This window comes from Grimontia sp. AD028 (assembly GCF_000973155.1).
Taxonomy (GTDB): Bacteria; Pseudomonadota; Gammaproteobacteria; order Enterobacterales; family Vibrionaceae; genus Enterovibrio; species Enterovibrio indicus.
Genome location: NZ_LASY01000157.1, coordinates 1 through 21934, shown reverse-complemented (window position 1 = coordinate 21934; position 21934 = coordinate 1). Strand labels below are relative to the sequence as shown.

Genomic DNA, 21934 nt, shown 5'->3' with positions numbered 1-21934 from the left:
ATCACTCCTGGTTTCGCTGCGACCAATGGCTGTGAAGCACCCGCTCCAGCTCCAGCCCGGCACGATGAACCGCTTCCTGCGCCGTTGATAGGGTCTTTTTACCACCCTCAAAGTCTTGGGCAGTGAGATCAAATACTGTGCTGTAAGTATCGGCACAGGTTTCAAATGCTCGGCTACGTGGAATCGTCGCCATCATCACCTGATCACCAAGCAGATAGTTCATTTCTGTCAGCACCGAGACCTGCTTCTTGTTGTCATCTTCAAACATAGTAGGCACCAGGCGCACAAACTCAAGACCCGGCCAATCCTCTGGGAACATTTCGTACACGGTTGGCAAATGCTGGAAAAAGTTAACGGTAGAAGCCCAGTCCAGACGCTTTGCTGCACATGGGATCAGCAGAGCATTTGAAGCATACATGGCATTCCAGACCAGCGGGTCGATATGTGGACCCGTATCAATCATGATGACGTCAAACTCATCGGCAATCACATCGATCACTTTCTCTTTCAGCAACTGAACAATGTCCAGAGAGCCATTGGTCGCCAGGCTCTGCCACGCTTCAGCGTTGAACATAGCGTCTTCAGGGAAAGCAGCAATCGTCTTCAGATTTGGGTACTGCGTAGGAAGCAGTACATTCTTCATCATGAACTCTTTGTCAGGTGTCTGTGGCGTGTTATCTAACATCACGTCAACAGCAGAATAGATGCCTTCCTGCTCAGTGATGCTGATCTGAGGGTTCAGGAAAAGACGAAGCGAGCCCTGTGGATCCAAGTCAATCAGACAGATGCGGTAGCGCTTTTCAAGGTTCAGTGCCATGCAAGCAGCCATATGAACCGCACTCATTGACTTACCGGTACCACCCTTCTGGTTTTGGATATTGATAACCCAAGGTTTGTAGCCCGCACCTTTGCCTTCATGGAAAGCAGGGATTTTAGCGGCTTCCATGATCTGATGAGCTTCATCCAGTGTGATGGAGTAGTGGTTCGCGTTGTTTTTAGTGAACTGATGGCCAGACTCTTCCATACGGCCAATGGCTTCATCCAATTTACGACGTGTCAAACCTGAACGCGTTTCCATCAATGCTTTTGACATAGGTGGGAACAGTTGATCGTGACGTTCCTCCATCACGATTTCAATACGGTCCGCTTGAACCTGCTTTGTTTGCTCTGCAATAGTTTGCAGGTTTTCTATTGTCTTTTCCCTATTCATTTTTCTTTTCGCCATAAAAGAGAATTAAACAAATTGTACAGCAAAATACATCACGCACAATAAATAGCTGAACATACTGCAAAATAATTAAGATCTTGCTCACTTTATGTCAAGATGATGAAAAATCGCACAAAAAAATTGTGACTTATGACAGGTCTAAACACACAGATTTAAAGTGTTACAACGTCACCTTTTTACAATGTAAACCCGAATTAAAAAGCAATAATAAGCCAAAACACCGGAACGCTGAAAAGATACGTCTAATTTACGGTCGATGTTATTTCAACATCAGGGTTCACTGATTTCAGATTGAATACCTGATTCTGGTCGACAGAGTCACGCTATTGCATCTCTTCTTGATCATCGTTTCGGAAGCATGATCAAGTTGAAGATGGAAACGTTATTGGAATGATGTAAATCCTCTGCTCATCCTTGATCATGCTTTCAATCGCAGAGTACTGAATAGGAAAAATGATCAAGGTGAAAATCAGAGGAATAATTCGCCAAAGAGTAGGGCGATCGGATCGCCATTTTCCGAAAAGATGATCAAGTAACAGTCAGCATATTGATCATCAAGTTGAAGTACCGGAACGATGACAATGTGGCGCCAAATTACGGCTGATGCCTTTTCAATACTGGCTTTCTCCAAAAAATCAATGACGTTAAGCTTTAAATGGCAAGAGTCAGGGCTCAGCCCAATCTCATCCAAAATGCACAAACACTCACTTGATCATCGTTTCGACTACCGGACACATATATAGGAACGGCTAAAATACGTCTAATGTCAGTTCAACTGAACAGATACCCAGTATGCGGGGGACGCAATATCAGTGCTGAACACGTAAATTGGGACAAAACGATGTCGAAAACACGCTCCCCTGATCATTTTTCCGAATAGAATAGGGGGATAGGAATGTTCAAAACAGCGAGTTTTCACCATGTATGGAAAAACCGCTGTGGATAAGTTGTGAAAGTACCATGATCATGCTTTTGGACATTCGATGATCACACTTTCGATTCATTGATGATCATCGTTTCGGCCTTATAATGATCATGCTTTCAATGCTTTATTGATCATCTTTCCAAGGATACCCTGATCATCGTTTCGAGAGGATTGAAATTTATATTCAATAATAACAGTGTGTTACGGCCATCTCCTTGCCCGGATCATAAGATCATATAATCAATTAGATCTATTTAAATCAAAAAGATCAGTTTAAAAGCCTCTACAAAAAGATCTTTCTTTCTTTCATTTTTTCTTTTAATCTTTTCGGAAAGATGGCGTAATTACGGGCATCTGTATTCTTATAACACATTGGCTTAACAAGGAGCTGTGGCGAATGGCCTCAAGTCCCTCTGAAAAAATATTGATCACAGCCCCTCGATCCCACAAAGACGGTCACCTGTTTGAAGTTCACGGCCAACTGGTAGATTGGCTTCCACAGTATGAACACTTCAGAGGTGTCACCAAAAGTATTCTGGAACTACTCAACCTCATTTCATTGCGCGGCTTTTCTTCGAAAGATGGTCTGGTTTCAACCACAGAATTGGTTGAAGCAACAGATGGCCAACTTACCCGTGCAGCTATACAGCAAAGACTGCGCGCCGCTGTGCAGATTGGTCTGTTTACCCAACAGGGCGTACGCTTTGAAGAAGGTCTTGCGGGTAAAACCATGCTGCACCGCTTTGTAAACCCTAGCCAGCTGATTTCTGTCTTGGGCTCTGCAGGCCTTCAATCCGAAAAAACCAAAGTCATCGCAAAACAAAAGCGCTCCAAAGCGTTGGCACAAAACCACGTGAACAAGCAGTTACTGCATGAACACGGTCTTGGCACCCCGCCAACCATGCCTGATGAAAAAGATCAGATCCTGATTTCTCCCACCAGCTGGGCAGGTATTATCGATCAGGCTTTGGCGCCCCCACGTACCAAGAAAAGCTACCAGAAATCTATGGTGGCGATCAGTGGCACCAAAGCGATCATCGAGACACGATCCTCTAAATCGATCATGACAGTGGACGATCTGATGACCTTGTTTGCGCTGTTTACCCTAACGGTGCAGTACCACGATCACCATTTGCCAAGTTATGAATTGCAAACCCAGAAAGTGGGTAACAAAACACCGGTTTACATCACGGATATCCTTTCTTTGCGCGGAAAGAAAGACAGCGGACCGGCCCGTGATTCCATTCGGGAAAGTATTGATCGTATTGAATTTACCGATTTTCAACTTCACGAATTGACCGGGCGTTGGCTTAGCGAAAACATGCCAGAAGGTTTCAAGAGTGATCGCTTCCGGTTTATCGCCCGCACGATCACCGCATCGGAAGAAGCACCAAGGGAAGGGGAGGATGGTGAGATCCGCATCAAACCGAATCTCTATATCATGGTTTGGGAGCCATCGTTTTTTGAAGAATTGATGACCCGTGATTACTTCTTCCTGTTCCCGCCAGAGATTTTGCGCCAGCATACCCTGGTATTCCAGCTCTACAGCCTCTTCAGAAGCCGTATGTCGCGTCGATTGGAAGATTCCATGACATTGAGCGACTTGAACCAGAAAATGGCGAGAAACATCGAATGGCGGCGTTTTTCGAGTGATCTGATCCGTGAGCTTCGTAAGATGGCGAAGAAGGAAACGATCGCCGACGGCGTGTTTGCCGTAAATCTGTATGGTTATCACCTGACGCTTTACCGGTTGGATGACGACAAGAAGCATCCGGACTATCGCATTGACATCAAGTGCAACGTGGATGAAGTGATCCGTTTCTCCCGTGCCAAGACCTACAACGAAGGGAAACGATCGCTTGCGCCGACCATGCCAAACCCGCTGCGTAATGAGATCTTGCCGAAGCAGGACCTTGATCAGCTTTCCGAGATCATTGATGGCGAGTTTGAGCCTATCCAGCGTAAGGAAAAGCGTGGCGGCCGTTTGGGTCGACGCGTGAAGTTGCGTAAGCACCTGGTGGAAATCAATGCCGATGAGTTGACGATCACCTTGTCGAAGTACACGTCACAGGAAGCGATGCAACGCGGCATTACGGCGTTGTCCGCCATGACAGGACACCCCGCGGCCACTATCGCAGAAGAGTGCCAGTCCTACATGGATAAGCTTGATTATTTGCGCGTAGACGGCGACATCCTCTCTTACGAAACATTGAGTAAAACGATCGAGTTCTACAACAGCCAGCAGCAAGATAAACACCTGTCTATCGAGCGCTTGATCTCTGGCCTTGCAGTGCGACGCAAGGTTTGTCGTCAAGTTTATGACGGTCATTTAGACAGTGCTGTGCTTGCTGTTTTGGACGAAGTTGCGTCGGGTGTATAGAAAAATTCACCCTTTATTGACAAAATTCTGACATGCCAACCTTCGATGCCGTCTAGGATTATCTACGAATAGATACCTTTGTCCTATTGGCATCTGGGTTCGCCCGATGCATTGATTTGCTAACCCTTTGACGAGCCTTCTGGCTCGTTTTTTTTGTCCAGCATTTCGGCAGATGTCGGTAATGCACGGTCAGTCACATTTCCACATGTTGCAAATATGTAATCGCAATGCTAGCGTTTATCTAACTGCCGCAGATATCGGCTGGCCGCCCACGATGGCAAAGCTAACGCAATATCTACTTCCTAAAATACTTCTAAGAAATTGGTTGTCACCCGGAAGGGATGCGGGCTACGAGTGGGCCGTTGCGTGCGTATTTTCACCGGTCAATGATCCTAAGGGAACACAGTGACATCCATGATCCTGACTGATTCAGACATCAAAGCCTTCAAGCGACAGGCCAAAATGCAAAAGCGCCAATTGCAGTGTTCTCACATGCAAGCGCTGGATGTGGTCGCACGCCTGCAGGGTTTTGAAAACTGGCATCAGGTTCTGAAAATCGCCGAGCGATCTGACAAAGCCCTGTCACAGGGCGACACGTCGACAACACAGCGCGTATTACTCGATAACTCACTGTACACCTCTGTTCCTGTTGGATGGTTGATTGGTCGAAAATCCTACCCGGATTTCTCTTCGTCCAATGACGCCGCGCCTTCTGCTAACCCAAATGAATTGGAAGTGCCGACCTCTCGCTGGCGGGGAGAAAAACACGGGTAAAGCCGGGGTGACGCGACAGGGAGTTATCCATGAAACGTGCTATCTTCGGAGCCGTTGTTGCTTCAAGCTTGCTAAGCGTAAATGCTTATGCTGAAACCATTTCCATTTCCTGCGGTGCTGTCGGACAGGAGCTGGAACTTTGTCAGGAAGGCGTTGCTGCGTGGGAGGAGGAAACGGGCCACACCGTCAAGATCGTCACCACCCCCAACTCTACCACCGAACGTCTGGCACTCTACCAACAGCTGCTTGCTGCCGGTGCCAAAGACATTGATGTGTTTCAGATTGACGTCATCTGGCCGGGGATCCTCGGCAATCACTTTATCGATCTGAAAGAATATTCAAATGGCGCTGAGCAGGCGCATTTCCCGGCGATCGTCTCCAACAATACAGTGAAAGACCGTTTGGTTGCCATGCCATGGTTTACCGATGCCGGTGTGCTTTACTACCGCACTGACTTACTTGAAAAATATAAAGAGCAGCCACCCACCACCTGGGATCAACTCACTGCAACAGCAGAGAAAATTCAAAAAGGTGAGCGTGAAGCAGGCAACGACAAAATGTGGGGCTTTGTGTGGCAGGGCCGCGCTTATGAGGGCCTGACCTGTGATGCGCTTGAGTGGGTGGCCTCGTACAATGGCGGCACTATCGTTGATGAAAACGGTAAGGTCACCATCAACAATGATAACGCCAAGAAAGCACTGACCACAGCGGCTGGCTGGGTTGATACCATCTCTCCTCCGGGCGTTCTGAACTACGGTGAAGAAGAAGCGCGCGGCGTGTTCCAGACTGGGAACGCGGTCTTCATGCGTAACTGGCCATATGCCTGGTCGCTTGGTAACAGCGCAGATTCTCCAGTGAAAGGCAAAATCGGCGTCGTGGCGCTACCTAAAGGCGGCGAAGATGGCAGCCATGCCGGTACCTTGGGGGGCTGGCAGCTGGCAGTTTCCAAATACTCTGCAAATCCTGAGCTTGCCGCAGATCTCGTGATGCATCTGACTTCGTTTGAAGAGCAGAAACGCCGCGCGATCAAAGGCTCTTATAACCCTACGATTGAAGCCTTGTACGAAGACAAAGAAGTGCTTACAGCCGTTCCTTTCTTTGGCAGTCTCTACAATACCTTTGCTAACGGTACGCCGCGTCCATCAACGGCAACCGGCGCCAAGTACAATCAGGTTTCTAACGCCTTCTGGAACGCAACACACAGCGTGCTCTCCGGCAACAAAGATGCGGATGCTGCGCTGACCAAACTCAACAAAGATCTTAAGCGCATCAGTCGCAACGGTCGTTGGTAAGTGTTGATCTGGCTGTCAGGCTCCCTAAACGCCTGACAGCCGCTTCCAGAGGAAAATTGTATGGAACAGACCAGCGCACTCACGCGTAAGCGCGTTCGCGCCGCCTGGTGGTTTCTGACGCCTATGATGATCACCCTTGCCATGGTGGCAGGGTGGCCGTTACTGAGAACCTTCTGGTTCAGTATGACCAATGCCACTTTGGATGGCAGTGGGGTAGCGGAATTCATTGGCTTCGATAACTACTTTATCTACGAAGACGGCGAATTTTACGGCATCTTGTTTGATCCCACCTGGTGGCAGGCGGTGTGGAATACCCTGTATTTCTCCATCGTGTCTGTGAGCCTGGAGACAGTATTCGGGATCGTGGTCGCTCTGGTGCTCAATACCAAGTTCAAAGGGCAGGGATTGGTTCGTGCCGCGGTACTGGTACCGTGGGCTATCCCAACGATTGTCTCCGCCAAAATGTGGGGTTGGATGCTTCATGATCAGTTCGGGATCATCAATGACTTTCTGATGACCTTAGGGTTGATTGCTGCGCCACTCGCCTGGACGGCGGATTCTGATCTTTCGCTCAATGTGGTGATCGCGGTAGACGTGTGGAAGACCACACCGTTTATGGCCCTGCTGGTGCTCGCTGCCTTGCAGATGCTGCCATCTGATTGCTACGAAGCCGCCAAGATTGACGGTATCCATCCGGTCAAAGTCTTCTTCAAAGTCACCCTGCCACTCATCATGCCTGCCGTTATGGTTGCTGTGGTATTCCGTGCCCTTGATGCGCTCAGGGTATTCGACCTTATCTATGTGCTCACGCCTTCCAACGAGGCCACCATGTCGATGTCTGTGTATGCAAGACAGAACCTCGTGGACTTCCAGGATGTCGGTTATGGCTCAGCCGCTTCCACGCTGCTGTTCCTGATCGTCGCGCTCTGCACCATTGCCTATCTCTACGTTGGGCGTAAAAGCATGAATGAGGGCAACTGATATGTCGAAGAAATGGTATTTGCAGGTAGGCTTCTACCTCTTGGTTGCTGTGATTGTCGTGTTCTCGGTGTTCCCGTTTTACTACGCCATCGTGACCTCCTTTAAGTCTGGTTCAGCACTGTTTCAGGTGGAGTATTTGCCATCATCGTTTGACTGGAGCAATTACGCTTCGGTGTTTTCCGGTGGGGTGTTTGAACGCAACCTCTTGAACTCGGTGCTGGTGTCGACCGTTGTGGTGGCCATTTCGCTGCTGCTGGGTGTGACGGCGTCCTATGCGTTGGGACGTATCCGTTTCCGCGGCCGCAATATCGTGCTGCTGACAATCCTTGGGGTATCGATGTTCCCACAGGTGGCGGTACTGTCCGGTTTGTTTGAGCTCATTCGCGCGTTTGGGCTTTACAACTCCATGCCGGGTCTGGCGCTCGCCTACATGATCTTCACGCTGCCGTTTACGGTTTGGGTGCTGACCACCTTCATGCAGCAACTCCCTCTTGAACTGGAAGAAGCTGCGATTGTGGATGGCGCAACCCCGTGGCAGATCATCACCAAAGTGTTGATGCCGCTGCTATGGCCAGCATTGGTGACCACAGGTCTGCTGGCGTTTATCGCCGCGTGGAACGAGTTCCTCTTTGCCCTGACTTTCACCCTGACCAATGAGCAACGCACGGTTCCTGTGGCGATCGCACTGATTTCCGGTGCTGGTCAATACGAACTGCCGTGGGGCACCATCATGGCGGCTTCCGTCATTGTGACTGTGCCGCTCATCGTTATGGTGCTGGTCTTCCAACGTCGAATCGTCTCCGGCCTCACCGCCGGTGCAGTTAAGGGATAATCAGAAACATGAAACAACAAGAATCAACCTGGTGGCGCGGCGCGGTTATTTACCAAATCTACCCACGCAGCTTTTACGATGCCAATCAGGATGGGATCGGTGATTTGCCGGGGATCACTCAGCAATTGCCTTATGTGGCGGCGCTTGGCGTAGACGCCATCTGGCTGTCGCCCTTTTTTACATCGCCCATGAAAGACTTCGGCTACGACGTATCCGATTACCGCGACGTCGATCCGCTGTTCGGCACACTGGATGACTTTAAGCAGCTGGTGCAGGTAGCGCACGATCTGGGTCTGAAAGTGATGATCGATCAGGTTCTCAGCCATACCTCGGATGAACATGCCTGGTTTCAGGAAAGCCGCGTGAGCCGCGACAACCCGAAATCCGACTGGTATGTCTGGGCTGATCCGAAGCCTGACGGCACACCACCAAACAACTGGCTCTCCATTTTTGGTGGCTGTGCCTGGCAGTGGGAAAGCCGACGTCAGCAGTATTATCTGCACAACTTCCTCGTCAGCCAGCCTGACTTGAACTTCCACAACCCAGAGGTCGTGGAACACCTGTTGGATACCGTGAAATTCTGGCTCGATTTGGGCGTCGACGGTTTCCGTCTCGATACGGTCAATTTCTACATGCATGACCGTCAGTTGCGTGACAACCCTGGGTTGTCGGCAGGAGACAGTAAATCGCTCGGCGTGCCGGGAACCAACCCGTATTCAATGCAAAAACATCAGTACGACATTTCGCAGCCGGAAAACCTTGGTTTTCTGAAAAAGCTGCGTGCATTGCTCGATCAGTACGATGACATCACCACTGTTGGGGAGATCGGCGACGATAACCCACTGGCACTGATGGCTCAGTACACGGCAGACAACGACAAGCTGCACATGGCTTACACCTTTGATTTGCTCAACATTCACCGCAAGCCGGATTACCTGGCGTCCGTGATTGAGAAAATCGAAGGGGCCATCAACGATGGCTGGGCGTGTTGGGCGCTGTCAAACCACGACGTGGTGCGTTGTATCACCCGTTGGGGGGCAGAAGAAGCAGACCAAGTGGCTTACGGCAAAGTGTTGTTGGCTTTGGTCACCTCGCTTCGCGGCAGTGTCTGTCTGTATCAGGGGGAAGAGCTTGGATTGCCTGAAGCGGATATACCGTTTGAGAAAATTCAGGACCCTTATGGGATTCCTTTCTGGCCGGAATACAAAGGCCGGGACGGATGCCGAACCCCAATGCCTTGGGTCGGTGATGAAGGTAACGCAGGCTTCAGCTCTGCAGAACCTTGGCTGCCCGTTGACCCACGCCACAACGCGCTGGCGGTGGATAAGCAAGAGCAGCAAAGCGACAGCATGCTGGCTCATTACCGCACTTACCTTCGCTGGCGTAGGCAGTTCGCCGCGCTGGTGGATGGCGAGTTGAGTGATGTGCAGTCCAATGCGCAGGGGCTCAGATTCGTCCGCTACAACGACGAGCAACGTCTGCTGGTGGCCTTTAACCTGTCCGATTCAGACATGACTATTTCCCTGCCGGAAGGAAACTGGCAGGCGCTGGAAGGTCATGGATTTGCATTCAGGCTGGAAAATGGATCGGTCACCCTCCCGCCGTATCAGGCGGCATTTGCAACGACATAACAGGGTAAGGACGCAATATGGCTGAGGTCATTTTAAATAAAGTTAACAAGAAGTTTGGCAAGGTACATGTCACCAAGGATGTGGATCTTCACATCGACAAAGGCGACTTTGTGGTGTTCGTTGGCCCGTCAGGCTGTGGTAAGTCGACCCTGCTTCGATTGATCGCAGGTCTTGAAGATATCACCACGGGCGATCTGAAGATTGATGGTCAGGTCTGTAACGATCTGCCGCCACCGGAGCGTGGTATCGGCATGGTGTTCCAGTCTTACGCCCTGTATCCGCACATGACGGTTTACGAGAACATGGCGTTTGGCTTGCAACTGGCGAAAACAGAAGCCAAAACCGTGGACGAGAAAGTGCGCGAAGTAGCAGCGGCGCTGCAACTGGAACCATTGCTGGAACGCAAGCCGAAAGAGCTTTCCGGTGGTCAGCGTCAGCGTGTGGCGATCGGCCGTGCAATTGTGCGGGAGCCAAAAGTCTTCCTGTTCGATGAGCCATTGTCGAATCTGGATGCGTCGCTTCGCGTACAAATGCGCATGGAAATCGCCCGTCTGCACGAACGTCTTGGCGCAACCATGATCTACGTGACTCACGATCAGGTGGAAGCGATGACACTCGCGACCAAGATCGTGGTGCTGGATGCTGGCCGTGTTGAGCAGGTGGGTTCTCCGCTTGAGCTATACAACCACCCAGCGAATACGTTTGTGGCCGGCTTCATCGGCTCACCGAAGATGAACTTTCTGACGGCGGATATCGTGGAAACCGGTGAGATGACGACCCGCGTTCAGATCCACCGTGGTCAGGAAGTGGAAGTCTCAGCCAACACGATCGGTGCCAGCGTCGGCGATCCTTGCGTGATAGGGATCCGTCCTGAGCATATTCGTTTCGGCGAGAAAGATGCGATCCAGGAAGGTGGTGTGGAGTTGAGTGTTGTCGAGCAGTTAGGTAATGAATGCCTGATGTACTTCAACACCCCGCAAAGTGCTGAGCCAGTGGTGATTCGCACCGAAGGGCAAACCAATATCCGTGCAGGTGATAAACGTTGTATTGAGTTTCCTGCGGATTATTGCCACCTGTTTGATCGCGACGGAAAGGCCTTCAAACGCTCTGTGGTGGGCGAAACCAAACCGTCACTGGTCGTGACGCCGTAATAGCCGGATAGAGGCTTAAAACGCGAAAGAGGCAGGACATTTAGTCCTGCCTCTTTTCTTTGCTCAATGGAATCGGATCAGAGCGTTGAAGGGCCCGTACCGGAGTAGTGAATACCGGAAAGCTCCGCCATTTCCTTATTGAAAGTCGCCAGATCGCTGTGAGTGAATTTACTCAGATGATCGTGGCCACAAGCGCGTGCCATCACCTGCATCAGATGGGTTGATGCGGTGAAGAAGTTGTAGAGTCGCTCGGAAGCCGCCTCCACATTCAGACGCTTGCGAAGTTCTGGATCTTGCGTCGCAATACCCGCCGGACACATGTTGGAATTACACATGCGCGCCCCGACACAACCAATCGCTTGCATCGCACTGTTGGAGAGGGCAATGCCGTCCGCACCCAGAGCCAACGCTTTCACAAAGTCACTCGGCACGCGAAGCCCGCCAGTAATGATCAAGGTAACGTCATTCACACCTTGTGCATCGAGGAAGCGTCTTGCGCGGGCCAGCGCCGGAATGGTTGGCACACTGATATGATCCCGGAATAATGTCGGCGCTGCACCTGTGCCGCCACCTCGTCCATCCAGAATGATGTAATCAGCGCCTGCATCCAGCGCAAAACCGATATCGGCTTCAATATGGTTGGCACTCAGTTTAAAACCGATAGGAATGCCGCCGCTTTCACGGCGCACTTCGTCAGCGATGCGTGCAAAATCCGCAGGCGTTTTCAAATCAGGGAAGGTGGATGGCGAAATCGCATCTTTCCCTTCTGGAATACCGCGCACCTGAGAAATCTTGCCATGGTTTTTAATGCCCGGCAGGTGACCACCTGTACCGGTTTTCGCCCCCTGACCACCTTTGAAATGGAAGGCCTGAACATCGCGCACTTTGGAAAGCTCAAAACCAAATTTGGCACTTGCCAGTTCATAGAAATAGTGGCTGTTCGCTGCGTGTTCTTCAGGCAGCATGCCGCCTTCGCCCGAACAAATGCCTGTACCTGCTTTTTCCGCACCGGTTGCCAGCGCAACTTTGGCTTCTTCTGACAGCGCACCAAAACTCATGTCTGACACAAACAGCGGGGTGTCGAGTTTCAGTGGCTTTTTCGCACGTGGACCAACGATAAGTTCGGTGCCGACAGATGCGTCATCCAAGAGTGGTTTCGTTGCCATTTGTGCCACCATGATCTGGATATCGTCCCAGGTTGGGAGTTGGTAGCGTGGCACGCCCATGGAGGTCATCGGCCCGTGGTGGCCAAACTTTTCCAGTCCTTCTTTTGCGAGCTGGTGGATCAGCTCAACGTAAGGCTCTTCCTTGGTCGCCTTTGGCGAGGGGGAAGCGCTTTCTCTTTGAACCGGCGGCATTTCTTTTCCGACATCCGTATCTGCATAGCGGGTATGGGTGCCATCGCAGAAAGGCTCATTTCCGGTGTGTTTACAGGCGCAAAACCAAGCTTCGCCATCTTTGTCTGCCTTATAGGCCAGAGGCGTAAACTCCGTCCCGGCATGGGAGCCGTCACAATAGGGCTGTTTCTTCGAGCGTCCGCAGCGGCAGTAGTAATATTCTTTACCTTTTTCGAGCTCGACTTTAATAGGTTTGTTATTGGATACAACAGGGTCTGTCATGACTTACTCCTTTAAGCGACATTGCATTTGAAGATCTCAACGACATATAAGGCTTCTGTTACGAGAGCGAAGTCCTAGTTTTTTAATCATTGTCAAGATCATCACGGGTAAGTATGGCCTGTTTTTCAATGCCTAACGCGCAACAAGGTTGAGGCAAACCTAAATTAGTTAGCTACGATTAAGCTCGCCGACCCAAGCTTGCCAAGGGAGAAGCTTCAGTACGCCACGGTTTTCGGGCATGGCATCGGCCATGTGTGGGAGAGCAAGAGATTTTGCAGGAGAAGGCAGGTTGAGCCTGACAGTTGCCTCGTTGTTTGAGGCATTGAGTGCAATGATGAGGGTTTGCTCCTCATGGTGGCGTTCCAGCACCATCAGCGTCTGGTTGTAGGCCAGCACGCGGCAAGCACCATGCTGCATGGCGACATGTTGTTTGCGCCAATGAAGCAAGGCACGGGTAAAGTGCAACACAGAGCTTTCATCCTGTTGCTGTTTATCGATGGCATATTCTGAATGCGTCGGATCGGCTGGCAACCAAGGAGCTGATGCGCTGAAGCCGAGGTTTTCCGACTCACTTAGCCAGGGCATTGGTGTGCGGCATCCGTCGCGACCCACATAATTGGCGATTACCTGCTTACCGAATAAATCCCTGCGTAGAGAAGGAGGGACATCGGACTCTGGCAATCCCAGCTCTTCGCCCTGAAACAGACTGATCACCCCTTGCAGCGACATCAGCATAGTCAGGAGTAATTTTGCAGCCTCTGGCTGATTGTTGGCGTCCTGCCAGCGACTGACGGTTCTGGCAATATCGTGGTTTCCCGTGCTCCAGCAGCCTATGCCGGGATGCACCGACTTCATAAAATCATCGAGCTGCTCACCCACCTGTCCAACACTGTGGCAAAGACTCAGCGACTCGAACACATTGGCTGCATCCAGGGCGTCACCTTCACTGGTGTAGCGGTCAATTACCGCGTATGGAGAGGGATCACTCAAAGAACCCAGTAGCCACTTTTTATCGTCGTAACCATCAGCAATCACCCGAAGTTGCTTGAGCAGGTGAATGTTTTCCGGTCGGCTGATGTTATATCGCTGGCTCTGGTAACGATAGGGATCGGTACGGGCGTCATCCTGCCAGCCCAAATGTCGGGGCGGGTTGTTGCGAAGCTTATCGTCATGAAGAAACAGGTTCACAGAATCCAAGCGCAGGCCACTTACCCCGGTATCTAACCAAAACCGCACGCTTTTATTGAGTTCTCTCACCACGTCGGGATTGCGGTAATTGAGGTCAGGTTGGTTGCTTAACGTGTTGTGCAAATAGTATTGCCCGCGCGTGGGGTGCCAACGCCAAGCAGATTCTCCGAATATGGTCAGCCAGTTATTTGGCGGTGTGCCATCGGTTTTCGCTGGTGCCCAAATATACCAGTCCGCCTTTGCGGAGGTTGCGCTGGCACTGCTTTCAATAAACCATGGGTGCTTGCTGGATGTATGGTTGGCGACAAAATCCAGCATCACGGAAAGCCCACGGTTTTTGGCTTCCGCTACTAACTTGGTGAATGTCTCCATGTCACCGTACTCGGTGTTGAGTCCGCGAAGGCTGGTGATGTCGTAGCCAAAGTCGCTAAGGGGAGATTCAAAGACAGGGGAAAGCAATATGCCATCAACACCCAGCCAGTCAAAATAGTCTAGTTTGTCGATGATGCCCTGCAGATCGCCGATGCCATCACCGTTGCTGTCATAAAAGCTACGCACATAAATGTGATAGAGAATAGGTGATGCGCTGGGTTTCATTGTTTTTGTTTTATTCCTTAACGGGTTAACCCTTTCAGCGTAGTGCAATTTGTCGGGCTTTTAGGGTGTTATCTTGCTTTACACTGTAAATACGGCGTCTCAATCCACGAGTTTTCATTAGCACTTAATTATCACCAAGTTGCAAAAACAAACTTTGTATATTTGGGGTTATCTCTAACGATGTCTAAGATTTGAGTATTAGTCACAAATGTGAGCTTTTGACTTCCAATACTCAAGGTAGGACAGAGACATGGGACTTTTCGGAAACAGCAACGACAGCGTCATCAAGCAAGTACTGGACAAAGCCAACGATGCAGTGCTTTACACAGACAGTAAAAACCGTGTGAGCTACATCAACGCAGCGGCAGAACGGCTTTTCAATATGTCTGCAAAAGATGCGAAGGGGAAAGATATCTCCTCATTCAATCTTGGAAGCCTGAATGCAGGTTCATTTCAAACCCAGCTCAATGGTCAAGCTTGGGTGGAAGTGAATGTCTCCGAAATTGCAGTGTCTGGCGGCAAGGGCTTATCGGTTTTTGTTAAAGATATTTCCAAGGAATACGGTGAACGTCAGCGCAACGAGCAAATGCTGGAGCAATCTGTGAATGCGGTGGTGTCAATTGATGGTCAGAACAATGTCACCTACATGAACCCTGCAGCAGAAGCCCTTTGGGGATACAGCGCAGATGAAGTTGTTGGAAAAAACGTGAAGATGTTGGTGCCAAAGGAAATCCAGCAGTTTCACGATACCTACGTGAACACCAACCGTCAGAGCCGTGTTGACATCATTGTTGGTACGAGCCGGGATATCGAGTTAGAGCGCCGTGATGGTAGCCGGATTTGGGCGAATCTCTCCCTGTCGCGTGTCGAAGTCGGGGGCGAAGTGGGTTATACCGCGTTTGCCCGTGACATCACCAAAGAGAAGCTTGCCAGTGAGGAAACCGAGCAGGTACTTCGTCAGGCTATTGATGCTGTGGTCAGTATAGATGCCGACAATAACGTGACCTTCTTCAACCCTGCTGCAGAGGAGCTATGGGGTTATTCGGCGGATGAAGTGGTCGGCAATAACGTGCGCATGCTGGTGCCAGATGAGTTTCAGGCCAACCATGATAACTACGTCAACACCAACCGCCGTACCGGCAACGACAAAATCGTCGGTAATGCGCGCGAGTTGGAAATGCAGCGAAAAGATGGCAGCCGGATCTGGGTGAACTTCTCGCTCTCCAAAGTCGATATCGGGGGCAATATCGGTTATACCGCCTTCGTACGAGATATTTCCGCCCAACGTATGGCGCAGGAATCTATCAACCAGACTTTGTCACAGGCATTGGATGCGGTGGTGACCATCGATGAAAACAACATCGTGACCTTCTTTAATCCGGCGGCAGAGTTGCTTTGGGGCTATTCGTCGGAAGAAGTGATTGGTCAGAATGTGAAGTTACTGGTGCCGCCAGAAATTCAGTCTAACCATGATGCGCTCGTGAATTCAAACCGCGTCACAGGTAAAGATAAAATTGTCGGTTCGAGCCGGGAAGTGCCCATCCACCGTAAAGATGGGCAGGTCTATCATGGCCTTTTGTCTCTTTCCAAAGTGAAGATTGACGGCAAAACCATGTACACCGCTTTCGTGAAAGATGTGACGGCTCAGGTTCAGCAACGTGATGGCATGGGCGAAATCATGGATGGGGTGGCGAAATCCAGCTCAGAGATTTCCAATATTGCTAAAGTCATCGACGGCATTTCCGAGCAAACCAACCTGCTCGCACTGAATGCGGCAATCGAGGCAGCGCGTGCTGGCGAACATGGCCGAGGTTTCGCCGTGGTCGCCGATGAGGTGCGTCAACTCGCGACCCGTTCTTCGGAATCGACCAGTGAAATCAACCGTCTGTCTGACGATACGCAAAAGCTGCTTACCGAACTTTCAGAAGTCCTCAAAGTGGCCACAGGCCAGTAAAACTCAAGACTGGGGACAACTTGTCCCCAGTCTTAACAATGAAATAGTTTTCCTTCCTACCGCATATACCCTCTAGCGTACTGTATTCAAAGACTTTGTGTTGTTCAGTGAGTCAATAAAGAGACACGCGAAAAGCGATGCTCTCCTAGACTTGTGGGGAGCACATTTTCAATTCCGGCTCGGCATATAAAAAGAAGCTGGAAAAGCGAGGACAACGTCATGGAAAAAAGCGAAACAGATATTGTTCAGGAAGGCGAGAAAGGGACGTTTGAGTGGCGTGCTTTCTTCTTTATCGCCGTCTTCCTGTTCCCCATTCTCAGCGTGGTATTGATTGGTGGATATGGTTTTCTCATCTGGATGAGTCAGGTGTTCTTTTTTGGCCCTCCGGGTCACGGCTAACAGCGATGCACATACACTGACCCAATCAAGAGCACACAATCATGAAAGAATTTCTTAGAAAACTTTGGGCGACCCTGCGGCGTCCTGCTACCAAAATCAGTCTCGGGACTTTGACGCTCGGGGGCTTTATTGCTGGGGTGATCTTCTGGGGTGGTTTCAATACCGCACTGGAGCTGACCAACACTGAGCAGTTCTGTATTTCCTGTCACTCCATGCGTGACAACGTATACCCTGAGCTGCAGAAAACTGTCCACTGGTCTAACCGTTCCGGTGTGCGTGCCACTTGTCCTGACTGTCACGTTCCGCACAACTGGACCGATAAAATTGCCCGTAAGATGCAGGCCAGTAAAGAGGTATTTGCCCAGGTCTTCGGCGTGATTGGCACGCGGGAGAAGTTTCTCGATAAGCGGCTGGAGCTGGCACAGCATGAATGGGCGAGGTTCAGTGCCAATGGCTCGAAAGAGTGTAAGGCCTGCCACAATTACGCCAGCATGCAGTTTGACAAGATGAGGCCAACGTCGCGCTTCCAAATGCAGCACGCGGCGCAAACCGACCAAAGCTGTATCGACTGCCACAAAGGGATCGCTCACGAACTGCCAGCGGAAATGGATTCAACCGGTGGCTTGATCGGTAAGTTGATTTCCCGTTCTCACAGCACAGACTTCAACAAAGGTGCGCCGATTTACAGCATCAATTTCCTGGAAATGTATGTTGATGAAGGCCTGCAACAAGATGGTGGTGTGCTCGAGCCTGCTTCTATGGTGACCATTCTTGAAGAGAACGACAGCGCGGCGAAAGTCACCCTCACTGGCTGGCGTAAGATGAAAGGTTTTGGTCGTGTGATTTACGAAGACTTTGGCCTGAATATTGCCTCCGCCGCCTTATCGAAAGAAGTGGCACAAAGCCAGACCGATATCCGCACTTTTGAAACCAAAGAAGACGACCTAACCGGCCTGACCTGGCAGCGCGTGGAGGTAGATCTTTGGGTGAAAAAAGCTGACTTCCTTGACAGTATCGATCCAATCTGGACGGAAGCAAAACAGGCTTACGACACCAACTGTAGCTTGTGTCATACCCAGCCTGATGTGGCGCACTTTGATGCCAACACCTGGCCGGGCATGTTCGACGGCATGATGGGCTTTGTTAACTTTGATCAGGCAACTCAGGCTTTGGTGCTCAAGTACCTGCAGAAACATTCCAGCACCTTTGTAGAACACTGAGAGGGATAACAGCATGACAATCAATAGACGAACTTTCCTTAAAGGCATGTTGTCTGTCAGTGCAACGGCTGTCATTGGTCCCAGCCTTCTCGTTGCTACAGACGCACATGCCAATTCAGAACTGCTGGAGGGCACTTGGCGCACCTCTGGTTCTCACTGGGGCGCATTCCGCGCCCGTATCGTCGGCGGTGAAGTCGCCGAGGTGGTTGCGTTCAGCCATGACAAACACCCGACTGAAATGTTGGAAGGGGTGAAAGGCCTGATTTATAACCCATCCCGTGTGCGCTACCCCATGGTGCGCCTTGATTGGTTGAAACGTGCCGAAGGCTGGAACACCACACGCGGTGATAACCGTTTTGTTCGCGTGACATGGGATCAGGCGCTTGATCTCTTCTATAGCGAACTTGAGCGTGTGCAGAAGACTTATGGTCCATCAGGCGTGCTGGCAGGACAAACCGGCTGGCGTCAGACAGGTCAGTTCCACAGCTGTACGACTCACATGCAGCGCGCGATGGCGATGCACGGCTTCTTCGTGAAGAAAATCGGGGATTATTCGACAGGTGCCGGACAAACCATCATGCCTTACGTGCTGGGTTCAACCGAAGTATACGCGCAGCAAACCTCGTGGCAGTTGGTGTTGGATAATGCCAAGCAGATTGTGATTTGGGCGAACGATCCGGTGAAAAACGCTCAGGTTGGCTGGCAGTGTCCAACCCATGATGTGTACGGCTACTTCGATCAACTCAAAGACAAAGTTGCCAGCGGTGATATCAAGGTGATCTCGGTTGATCCTGTGGTCAGCAAGACCCAGAAATTCCTTGGCTGTGAGCATCAGTACATCAATCCTCAAACCGATGTGCCTTTCATGCTGGCACTGGCGCACACCCTTTACACAGAAGATTTGTACGACAAAGAATTCATCAAGATTTACTGCCTCGGCTTTGAACCTTTTATCGATTACGTTATGGGTAAAACCAAAGACAAAGTCGAAAAAACGCCGGAATGGGCATCCAAAATATGCGGCGTAGAAGCTGATCGTATTCGCGAATTTGCCCGCATGTTGGCGAGTGAGCGCACGCAATTGATGTTCGGCTGGTGTGTGCAGCGCCAGCAACACGGTGAGCAGCCTTATTGGATGGGGGCAGTACTGGCGAGTATGCTCGGCGGTATTGGCCTTCCGGGCGCAGGTGTTTCTTACGCGCATCACTACAGCGGTATTGGTGAGCCAGCGACAGGCGCTGCTGGTCCTGGTGGTTTCCCTCGAAACCTCGACCCTGGCATGGAGCCGAAATACAACAACAGTGACTTCAAAGGCTATGCGAGCACCATTCCGGTGGCGCGATGGATAGAGGCGATTGAAGAGCCGGGTAAAGTGATCAACTACAACGGCAGCAAAGTGAAATTGCCGCCGATCAAGATGGTTGTGGTGAGTGGTAACAACCCATGGCATCACCATCAGGATCACAACCGGATGAAGAAGGCCTACCACAACATTGAAACGGCCATCACCATCGACTTTGCGTGGACAGCGACCTGCCGCTTCTCTGACATTGTGTTGCCAGCCTGTACCCAGTTTGAGCGTAACGATATCGACCTCTACGGTGCGTATTCAGCGACGGGTGTACTTGCTATGCACAAGCTGGTGGATCCACTCTATCAATCCCGCACAGACTTTGAGATTTTCAAGGGTTTGACTGCTCGTTTTGGTCTGAATAAAGACAAAGAGTACGCGCAGGAAATGACTGAGATGCAGTGGGTTGAGAAGCTCTACAACGAGTGTGTGACAGCCAACAAAGGCAACTTTGAAATGCCTGACTTTGAAACCTTCTGGAAGGATGGCTATGTCGGCTTTGGTAAGGGCAGCACTTTTGTCCGTCACGCATTGTTCCGTGAAGATCCTGAGCTCAACCCATTAGGTACGCCTTCTGGCTTTATCGAAATCACCAGCCGCAAAATCGGCGGATTTGGTTACGAGTATTGTCAGGAACACCCAATGTGGTTTGAGAAAGCCGAGCGTTCTCACGGTGGTCCGGGGTCAGAGAAATTCCCGATGTGGTTGCAATCATGTCACCCAGACAAACGTCTGCACTCACAGATGTGTGAATCGCCCGCACTGCGTGAAACCTACACAGTGCAGGGTCGAGAGCCTGCCTACATCAACCCTGAAGATGCCAAAGCGCGTGGCGTGAAAGATGGCGATCTGATCCGCGTGTTTAACGACCGTGGTCAGCTGATTGCCGGCGCCGTGGTATCGGACGATTACCCACCGGGTGTTATCCGTATTCAGGAAGGGGCGTGGTATGGCCCGACAGGCTCCGAAATTGGTGCGATTGACACCTATGGTGACCCAAATACGGTGACGCTGGATGTCGGTACCTCTGAGCTTGCACAGGCTTGTAGTGCATACACTTGTTTGGTGGACTACGAGAAATTCAAAGGCGAGGCGCCAGCGGTGAATGCGTTCTCTGGCCCAGAGATCGTCTCGTTGTAAATCTCGGATCAAAACTGTCTTGAGAGCCGCAATTGCGGCTCTTTTTTTGGGTGCAATCTGACCCTTGTATACACTTTATTGAGTATTGAAAGGTAAAGGATATGCAATGTGCGGACGCTTTAACGTCACTGATGATCCTTATATGCATGCGCTGTTGGATAGCTTGGGCGTAGATTTAGGCCAACTTCCGATTAGGGTAAGTAACGACATTGCACCCACCGAAACGGTCAGTATTGTCTTATCGAATGGGAAAGAGACGGTATTGAAAGAAGCCTGCTGGTGGCTGCTGATGCACCATGAGGACGGACGCATTCGCCCACTCACCAAATACGCCAGCTTCAATACCCGTAGCGATAAACTCAATGTCAAAGGTAGCGCGGGTTTTGACGCTTTTCGCCAGACGCGCTGCATTATTCCAGCGTCAGGTTTTGTCGAAACCCAACAAGGCAATGCCTATGCGATGGAGCCTGTCGGGAGTGCCATAGCGTTTGGCGGTTTGTTCCGGCGCTGGATTGATGGGAGAACCGGAGAAGAAGTCCTGTCATGCTCAATCGTTACTTTGCCGCCACACCCTAAAATCGCGCCTTACCATGCGAAGTCGATACCTTTGATACTGCCGCCCGACCCGGATATTCAGAGAAAATGGTTGGGGAGTCCCGCAGTGAATGTCGGGGAATTGGAAGCACTGCTCTCACCGCAATTACCGCTGCCATTGAAGGTGACGCCGATAGAAAAAGCGTCTAAGCGGAACCCGATAGGCGAGAGCGTGTTATTGGCAGCTGACTAGGCCGCCATTTTTGATTTCATGGTATCTGCAACGACGTGGAGCAAGGCCACCCAAGCGGCGCGAACTTCTGGCGTATATTCATCGCCCAGACCGACTTTAAGGGTATGCAGTAAGGCATTGCCGACCGGCGTAAAATGACTTTTCTTTACCCCGTAGCCTTCATGACGTTGCGCTAATTGATGCAACACAGGCACCAAAGACTCAAGATCGTTCAGCCCATTGACCGCGGCATGGAGCATCGCCATCAGTTTTCTGCCCTGTTGTTTAATGTCCCCTTTAAAGAGTCTTTTAAGGGAAGGATCGTAAGAGAATAAGGTGTCATAAAAAATCTCTGCAGCTTTGAGAGAAATAGGTTCCACCTTGCTAAAACTGGTTTGGATCAGTGTGATTTGTTGTTGTGTTAGCGACATTGCAGTATCCCCAGGGTCTGTTGACCTTTGGTGATGATTTTTGCAGCAGTTTGTTGGGATTTTATGCAAGGCAGA

The 21934-nt window shown here is 50.7% G+C and carries 16 protein-coding genes; 12 read left to right on the top strand and 4 right to left on the bottom strand.

Annotated elements, in window-relative coordinates:
* Position 1: 1 nt before the first annotated feature.
* Positions 2 to 1210 (bottom strand): AAA family ATPase, encoded by a 1209-nt coding sequence (locus tag RN22_RS23250; RefSeq protein WP_002542587.1) that lies wholly within the window; start codon positions 1208 to 1210, stop codon positions 2 to 4.
* Positions 1211 to 2550: 1340 nt separating this feature from the next.
* Here RN22_RS23250 and RN22_RS23240 point away from each other — a divergent pair.
* The 7 genes from RN22_RS23240 (at position 2551) to RN22_RS23210 (ending at position 11194) form a co-directional block, all read left to right on the top strand.
* Positions 2551 to 4533: a replication initiator protein RctB domain-containing protein gene (locus RN22_RS23240; protein ID WP_002542585.1), complete on the top strand. Its 1983-nt coding sequence runs from the start codon at positions 2551 to 2553 to the stop codon at positions 4531 to 4533.
* Between the two features lie 414 nt (positions 4534 to 4947).
* Positions 4948 to 5307 (top strand): hypothetical protein, encoded by a 360-nt coding sequence (locus RN22_RS23235; RefSeq protein ID WP_231590961.1) that lies wholly within the window; start codon positions 4948 to 4950, stop codon positions 5305 to 5307.
* 29 nt (positions 5308 to 5336) lie between these two features.
* Positions 5337 to 6599 (top strand): ABC transporter substrate-binding protein, encoded by a 1263-nt coding sequence (locus tag RN22_RS23230; protein ID WP_046308202.1) that lies wholly within the window; start codon positions 5337 to 5339, stop codon positions 6597 to 6599.
* 60 nt (positions 6600 to 6659) lie between these two features.
* On the top strand, positions 6660 to 7580 hold the full coding sequence (locus tag RN22_RS23225) for a carbohydrate ABC transporter permease (protein ID WP_046308201.1): 921 nt from the start codon (positions 6660 to 6662) through the stop codon (positions 7578 to 7580).
* Position 7581: 1 nt separating this feature from the next.
* Complete coding sequence (locus tag RN22_RS23220; RefSeq protein WP_002542581.1) at positions 7582 to 8412, top strand: carbohydrate ABC transporter permease; 831 nt, start codon at positions 7582 to 7584, stop codon at positions 8410 to 8412.
* 8 nt (positions 8413 to 8420) lie between these two features.
* Positions 8421 to 10043, top strand: a complete 1623-nt coding sequence (locus RN22_RS23215) for an alpha-glucosidase (RefSeq protein ID WP_046308200.1) — start codon at positions 8421 to 8423, stop codon at positions 10041 to 10043.
* A gap of 17 nt (positions 10044 to 10060) precedes the next feature.
* Positions 10061 to 11194 carry an ABC transporter ATP-binding protein gene (locus tag RN22_RS23210; protein ID WP_046308199.1) on the top strand — a complete coding sequence of 378 codons (1134 nt, stop codon included), beginning with the start codon at positions 10061 to 10063 and terminating at the stop codon, positions 11192 to 11194.
* 77 nt (positions 11195 to 11271) lie between these two features.
* Here the strand turns inward: RN22_RS23210 and RN22_RS23205 are convergent, their stop codons facing one another.
* Together RN22_RS23205 and RN22_RS23200 are read right to left on the bottom strand one after the other, a co-directional pair.
* A complete protein-coding gene (locus RN22_RS23205; protein WP_046308198.1) occupies positions 11272 to 12813 on the bottom strand; it encodes a glutamate synthase-related protein in 1542 nt (513 codons plus the stop codon).
* A gap of 168 nt (positions 12814 to 12981) precedes the next feature.
* The gene (locus RN22_RS23200; protein WP_046308197.1) at positions 12982 to 14598 is read right to left on the bottom strand and encodes an alpha-amylase family glycosyl hydrolase; all 1617 of its coding nucleotides are present in this window, start codon (positions 14596 to 14598) and stop codon (positions 12982 to 12984) included.
* 250 nt (positions 14599 to 14848) lie between these two features.
* Here RN22_RS23200 and RN22_RS23195 point away from each other — a divergent pair, with 250 nt between their 5' ends.
* The 5 genes from RN22_RS23195 (at position 14849) to RN22_RS23175 (ending at position 21449) form a co-directional block, all read left to right on the top strand.
* Positions 14849 to 16552 carry a PAS domain S-box protein gene (locus RN22_RS23195; RefSeq protein WP_046308196.1) on the top strand — a complete coding sequence of 568 codons (1704 nt, stop codon included), beginning with the start codon at positions 14849 to 14851 and terminating at the stop codon, positions 16550 to 16552.
* A gap of 219 nt (positions 16553 to 16771) precedes the next feature.
* Positions 16772 to 16951 (top strand): periplasmic nitrate reductase, NapE protein, encoded by a 180-nt coding sequence (locus RN22_RS23190; RefSeq protein WP_046308195.1) that lies wholly within the window; start codon positions 16772 to 16774, stop codon positions 16949 to 16951.
* A 41-nt stretch (positions 16952 to 16992) separates the two neighbouring features.
* Positions 16993 to 18171 (top strand): pentaheme c-type cytochrome TorC, encoded by a 1179-nt coding sequence (gene torC / locus RN22_RS23185; RefSeq protein ID WP_046308193.1) that lies wholly within the window; start codon positions 16993 to 16995, stop codon positions 18169 to 18171.
* A gap of 13 nt (positions 18172 to 18184) precedes the next feature.
* Complete coding sequence (gene torA, locus RN22_RS23180; protein ID WP_046308191.1) at positions 18185 to 20662, top strand: trimethylamine-N-oxide reductase TorA; 2478 nt, start codon at positions 18185 to 18187, stop codon at positions 20660 to 20662.
* Between the two features lie 106 nt (positions 20663 to 20768).
* Positions 20769 to 21449 carry an SOS response-associated peptidase family protein gene (locus RN22_RS23175; RefSeq protein WP_046308189.1) on the top strand — a complete coding sequence of 227 codons (681 nt, stop codon included), beginning with the start codon at positions 20769 to 20771 and terminating at the stop codon, positions 21447 to 21449.
* Here the strand turns inward: RN22_RS23175 and RN22_RS23170 are convergent.
* A partial coding sequence (locus tag RN22_RS23170; RefSeq protein ID WP_231590960.1) for a globin family protein occupies positions 21446 to 21934 on the bottom strand: 489 nt, incomplete at its 5' end. The two genes, RN22_RS23175 and RN22_RS23170, sit on opposite strands and share 4 nt — an antisense overlap.

Bases quoted from the DNA above. Each gene is read 5' to 3' on its own strand.
- RN22_RS23250 (WP_002542587.1), bottom strand. From the start codon at position 1,210: ATGAATAGGGAAAAGACAATAGAAAACCTGCAAACTATTGCAGAGCAA.
- RN22_RS23240 (WP_002542585.1), top strand. From the start codon at position 2,551: ATGGCCTCAAGTCCCTCTGAAAAAATATTGATCACAGCCCCTCGATCC.
- RN22_RS23235 (WP_231590961.1), top strand. From the start codon at position 4,948: ATGATCCTGACTGATTCAGACATCAAAGCCTTCAAGCGACAGGCCAAA.
- RN22_RS23230 (WP_046308202.1), top strand. From the start codon at position 5,337: ATGAAACGTGCTATCTTCGGAGCCGTTGTTGCTTCAAGCTTGCTAAGC.
- RN22_RS23225 (WP_046308201.1), top strand. From the start codon at position 6,660: ATGGAACAGACCAGCGCACTCACGCGTAAGCGCGTTCGCGCCGCCTGG.
- RN22_RS23220 (WP_002542581.1), top strand. From the start codon at position 7,582: ATGTCGAAGAAATGGTATTTGCAGGTAGGCTTCTACCTCTTGGTTGCT.
- RN22_RS23215 (WP_046308200.1), top strand. From the start codon at position 8,421: ATGAAACAACAAGAATCAACCTGGTGGCGCGGCGCGGTTATTTACCAA.
- RN22_RS23210 (WP_046308199.1), top strand. From the start codon at position 10,061: ATGGCTGAGGTCATTTTAAATAAAGTTAACAAGAAGTTTGGCAAGGTA.
- RN22_RS23205 (WP_046308198.1), bottom strand. From the start codon at position 12,813: ATGACAGACCCTGTTGTATCCAATAACAAACCTATTAAAGTCGAGCTC.
- RN22_RS23200 (WP_046308197.1), bottom strand. From the start codon at position 14,598: ATGAAACCCAGCGCATCACCTATTCTCTATCACATTTATGTGCGTAGC.
- RN22_RS23195 (WP_046308196.1), top strand. From the start codon at position 14,849: ATGGGACTTTTCGGAAACAGCAACGACAGCGTCATCAAGCAAGTACTG.
- RN22_RS23190 (WP_046308195.1), top strand. From the start codon at position 16,772: ATGGAAAAAAGCGAAACAGATATTGTTCAGGAAGGCGAGAAAGGGACG.
- torC (WP_046308193.1), top strand. From the start codon at position 16,993: ATGAAAGAATTTCTTAGAAAACTTTGGGCGACCCTGCGGCGTCCTGCT.
- torA (WP_046308191.1), top strand. From the start codon at position 18,185: ATGACAATCAATAGACGAACTTTCCTTAAAGGCATGTTGTCTGTCAGT.
- RN22_RS23175 (WP_046308189.1), top strand. From the start codon at position 20,769: ATGTGCGGACGCTTTAACGTCACTGATGATCCTTATATGCATGCGCTG.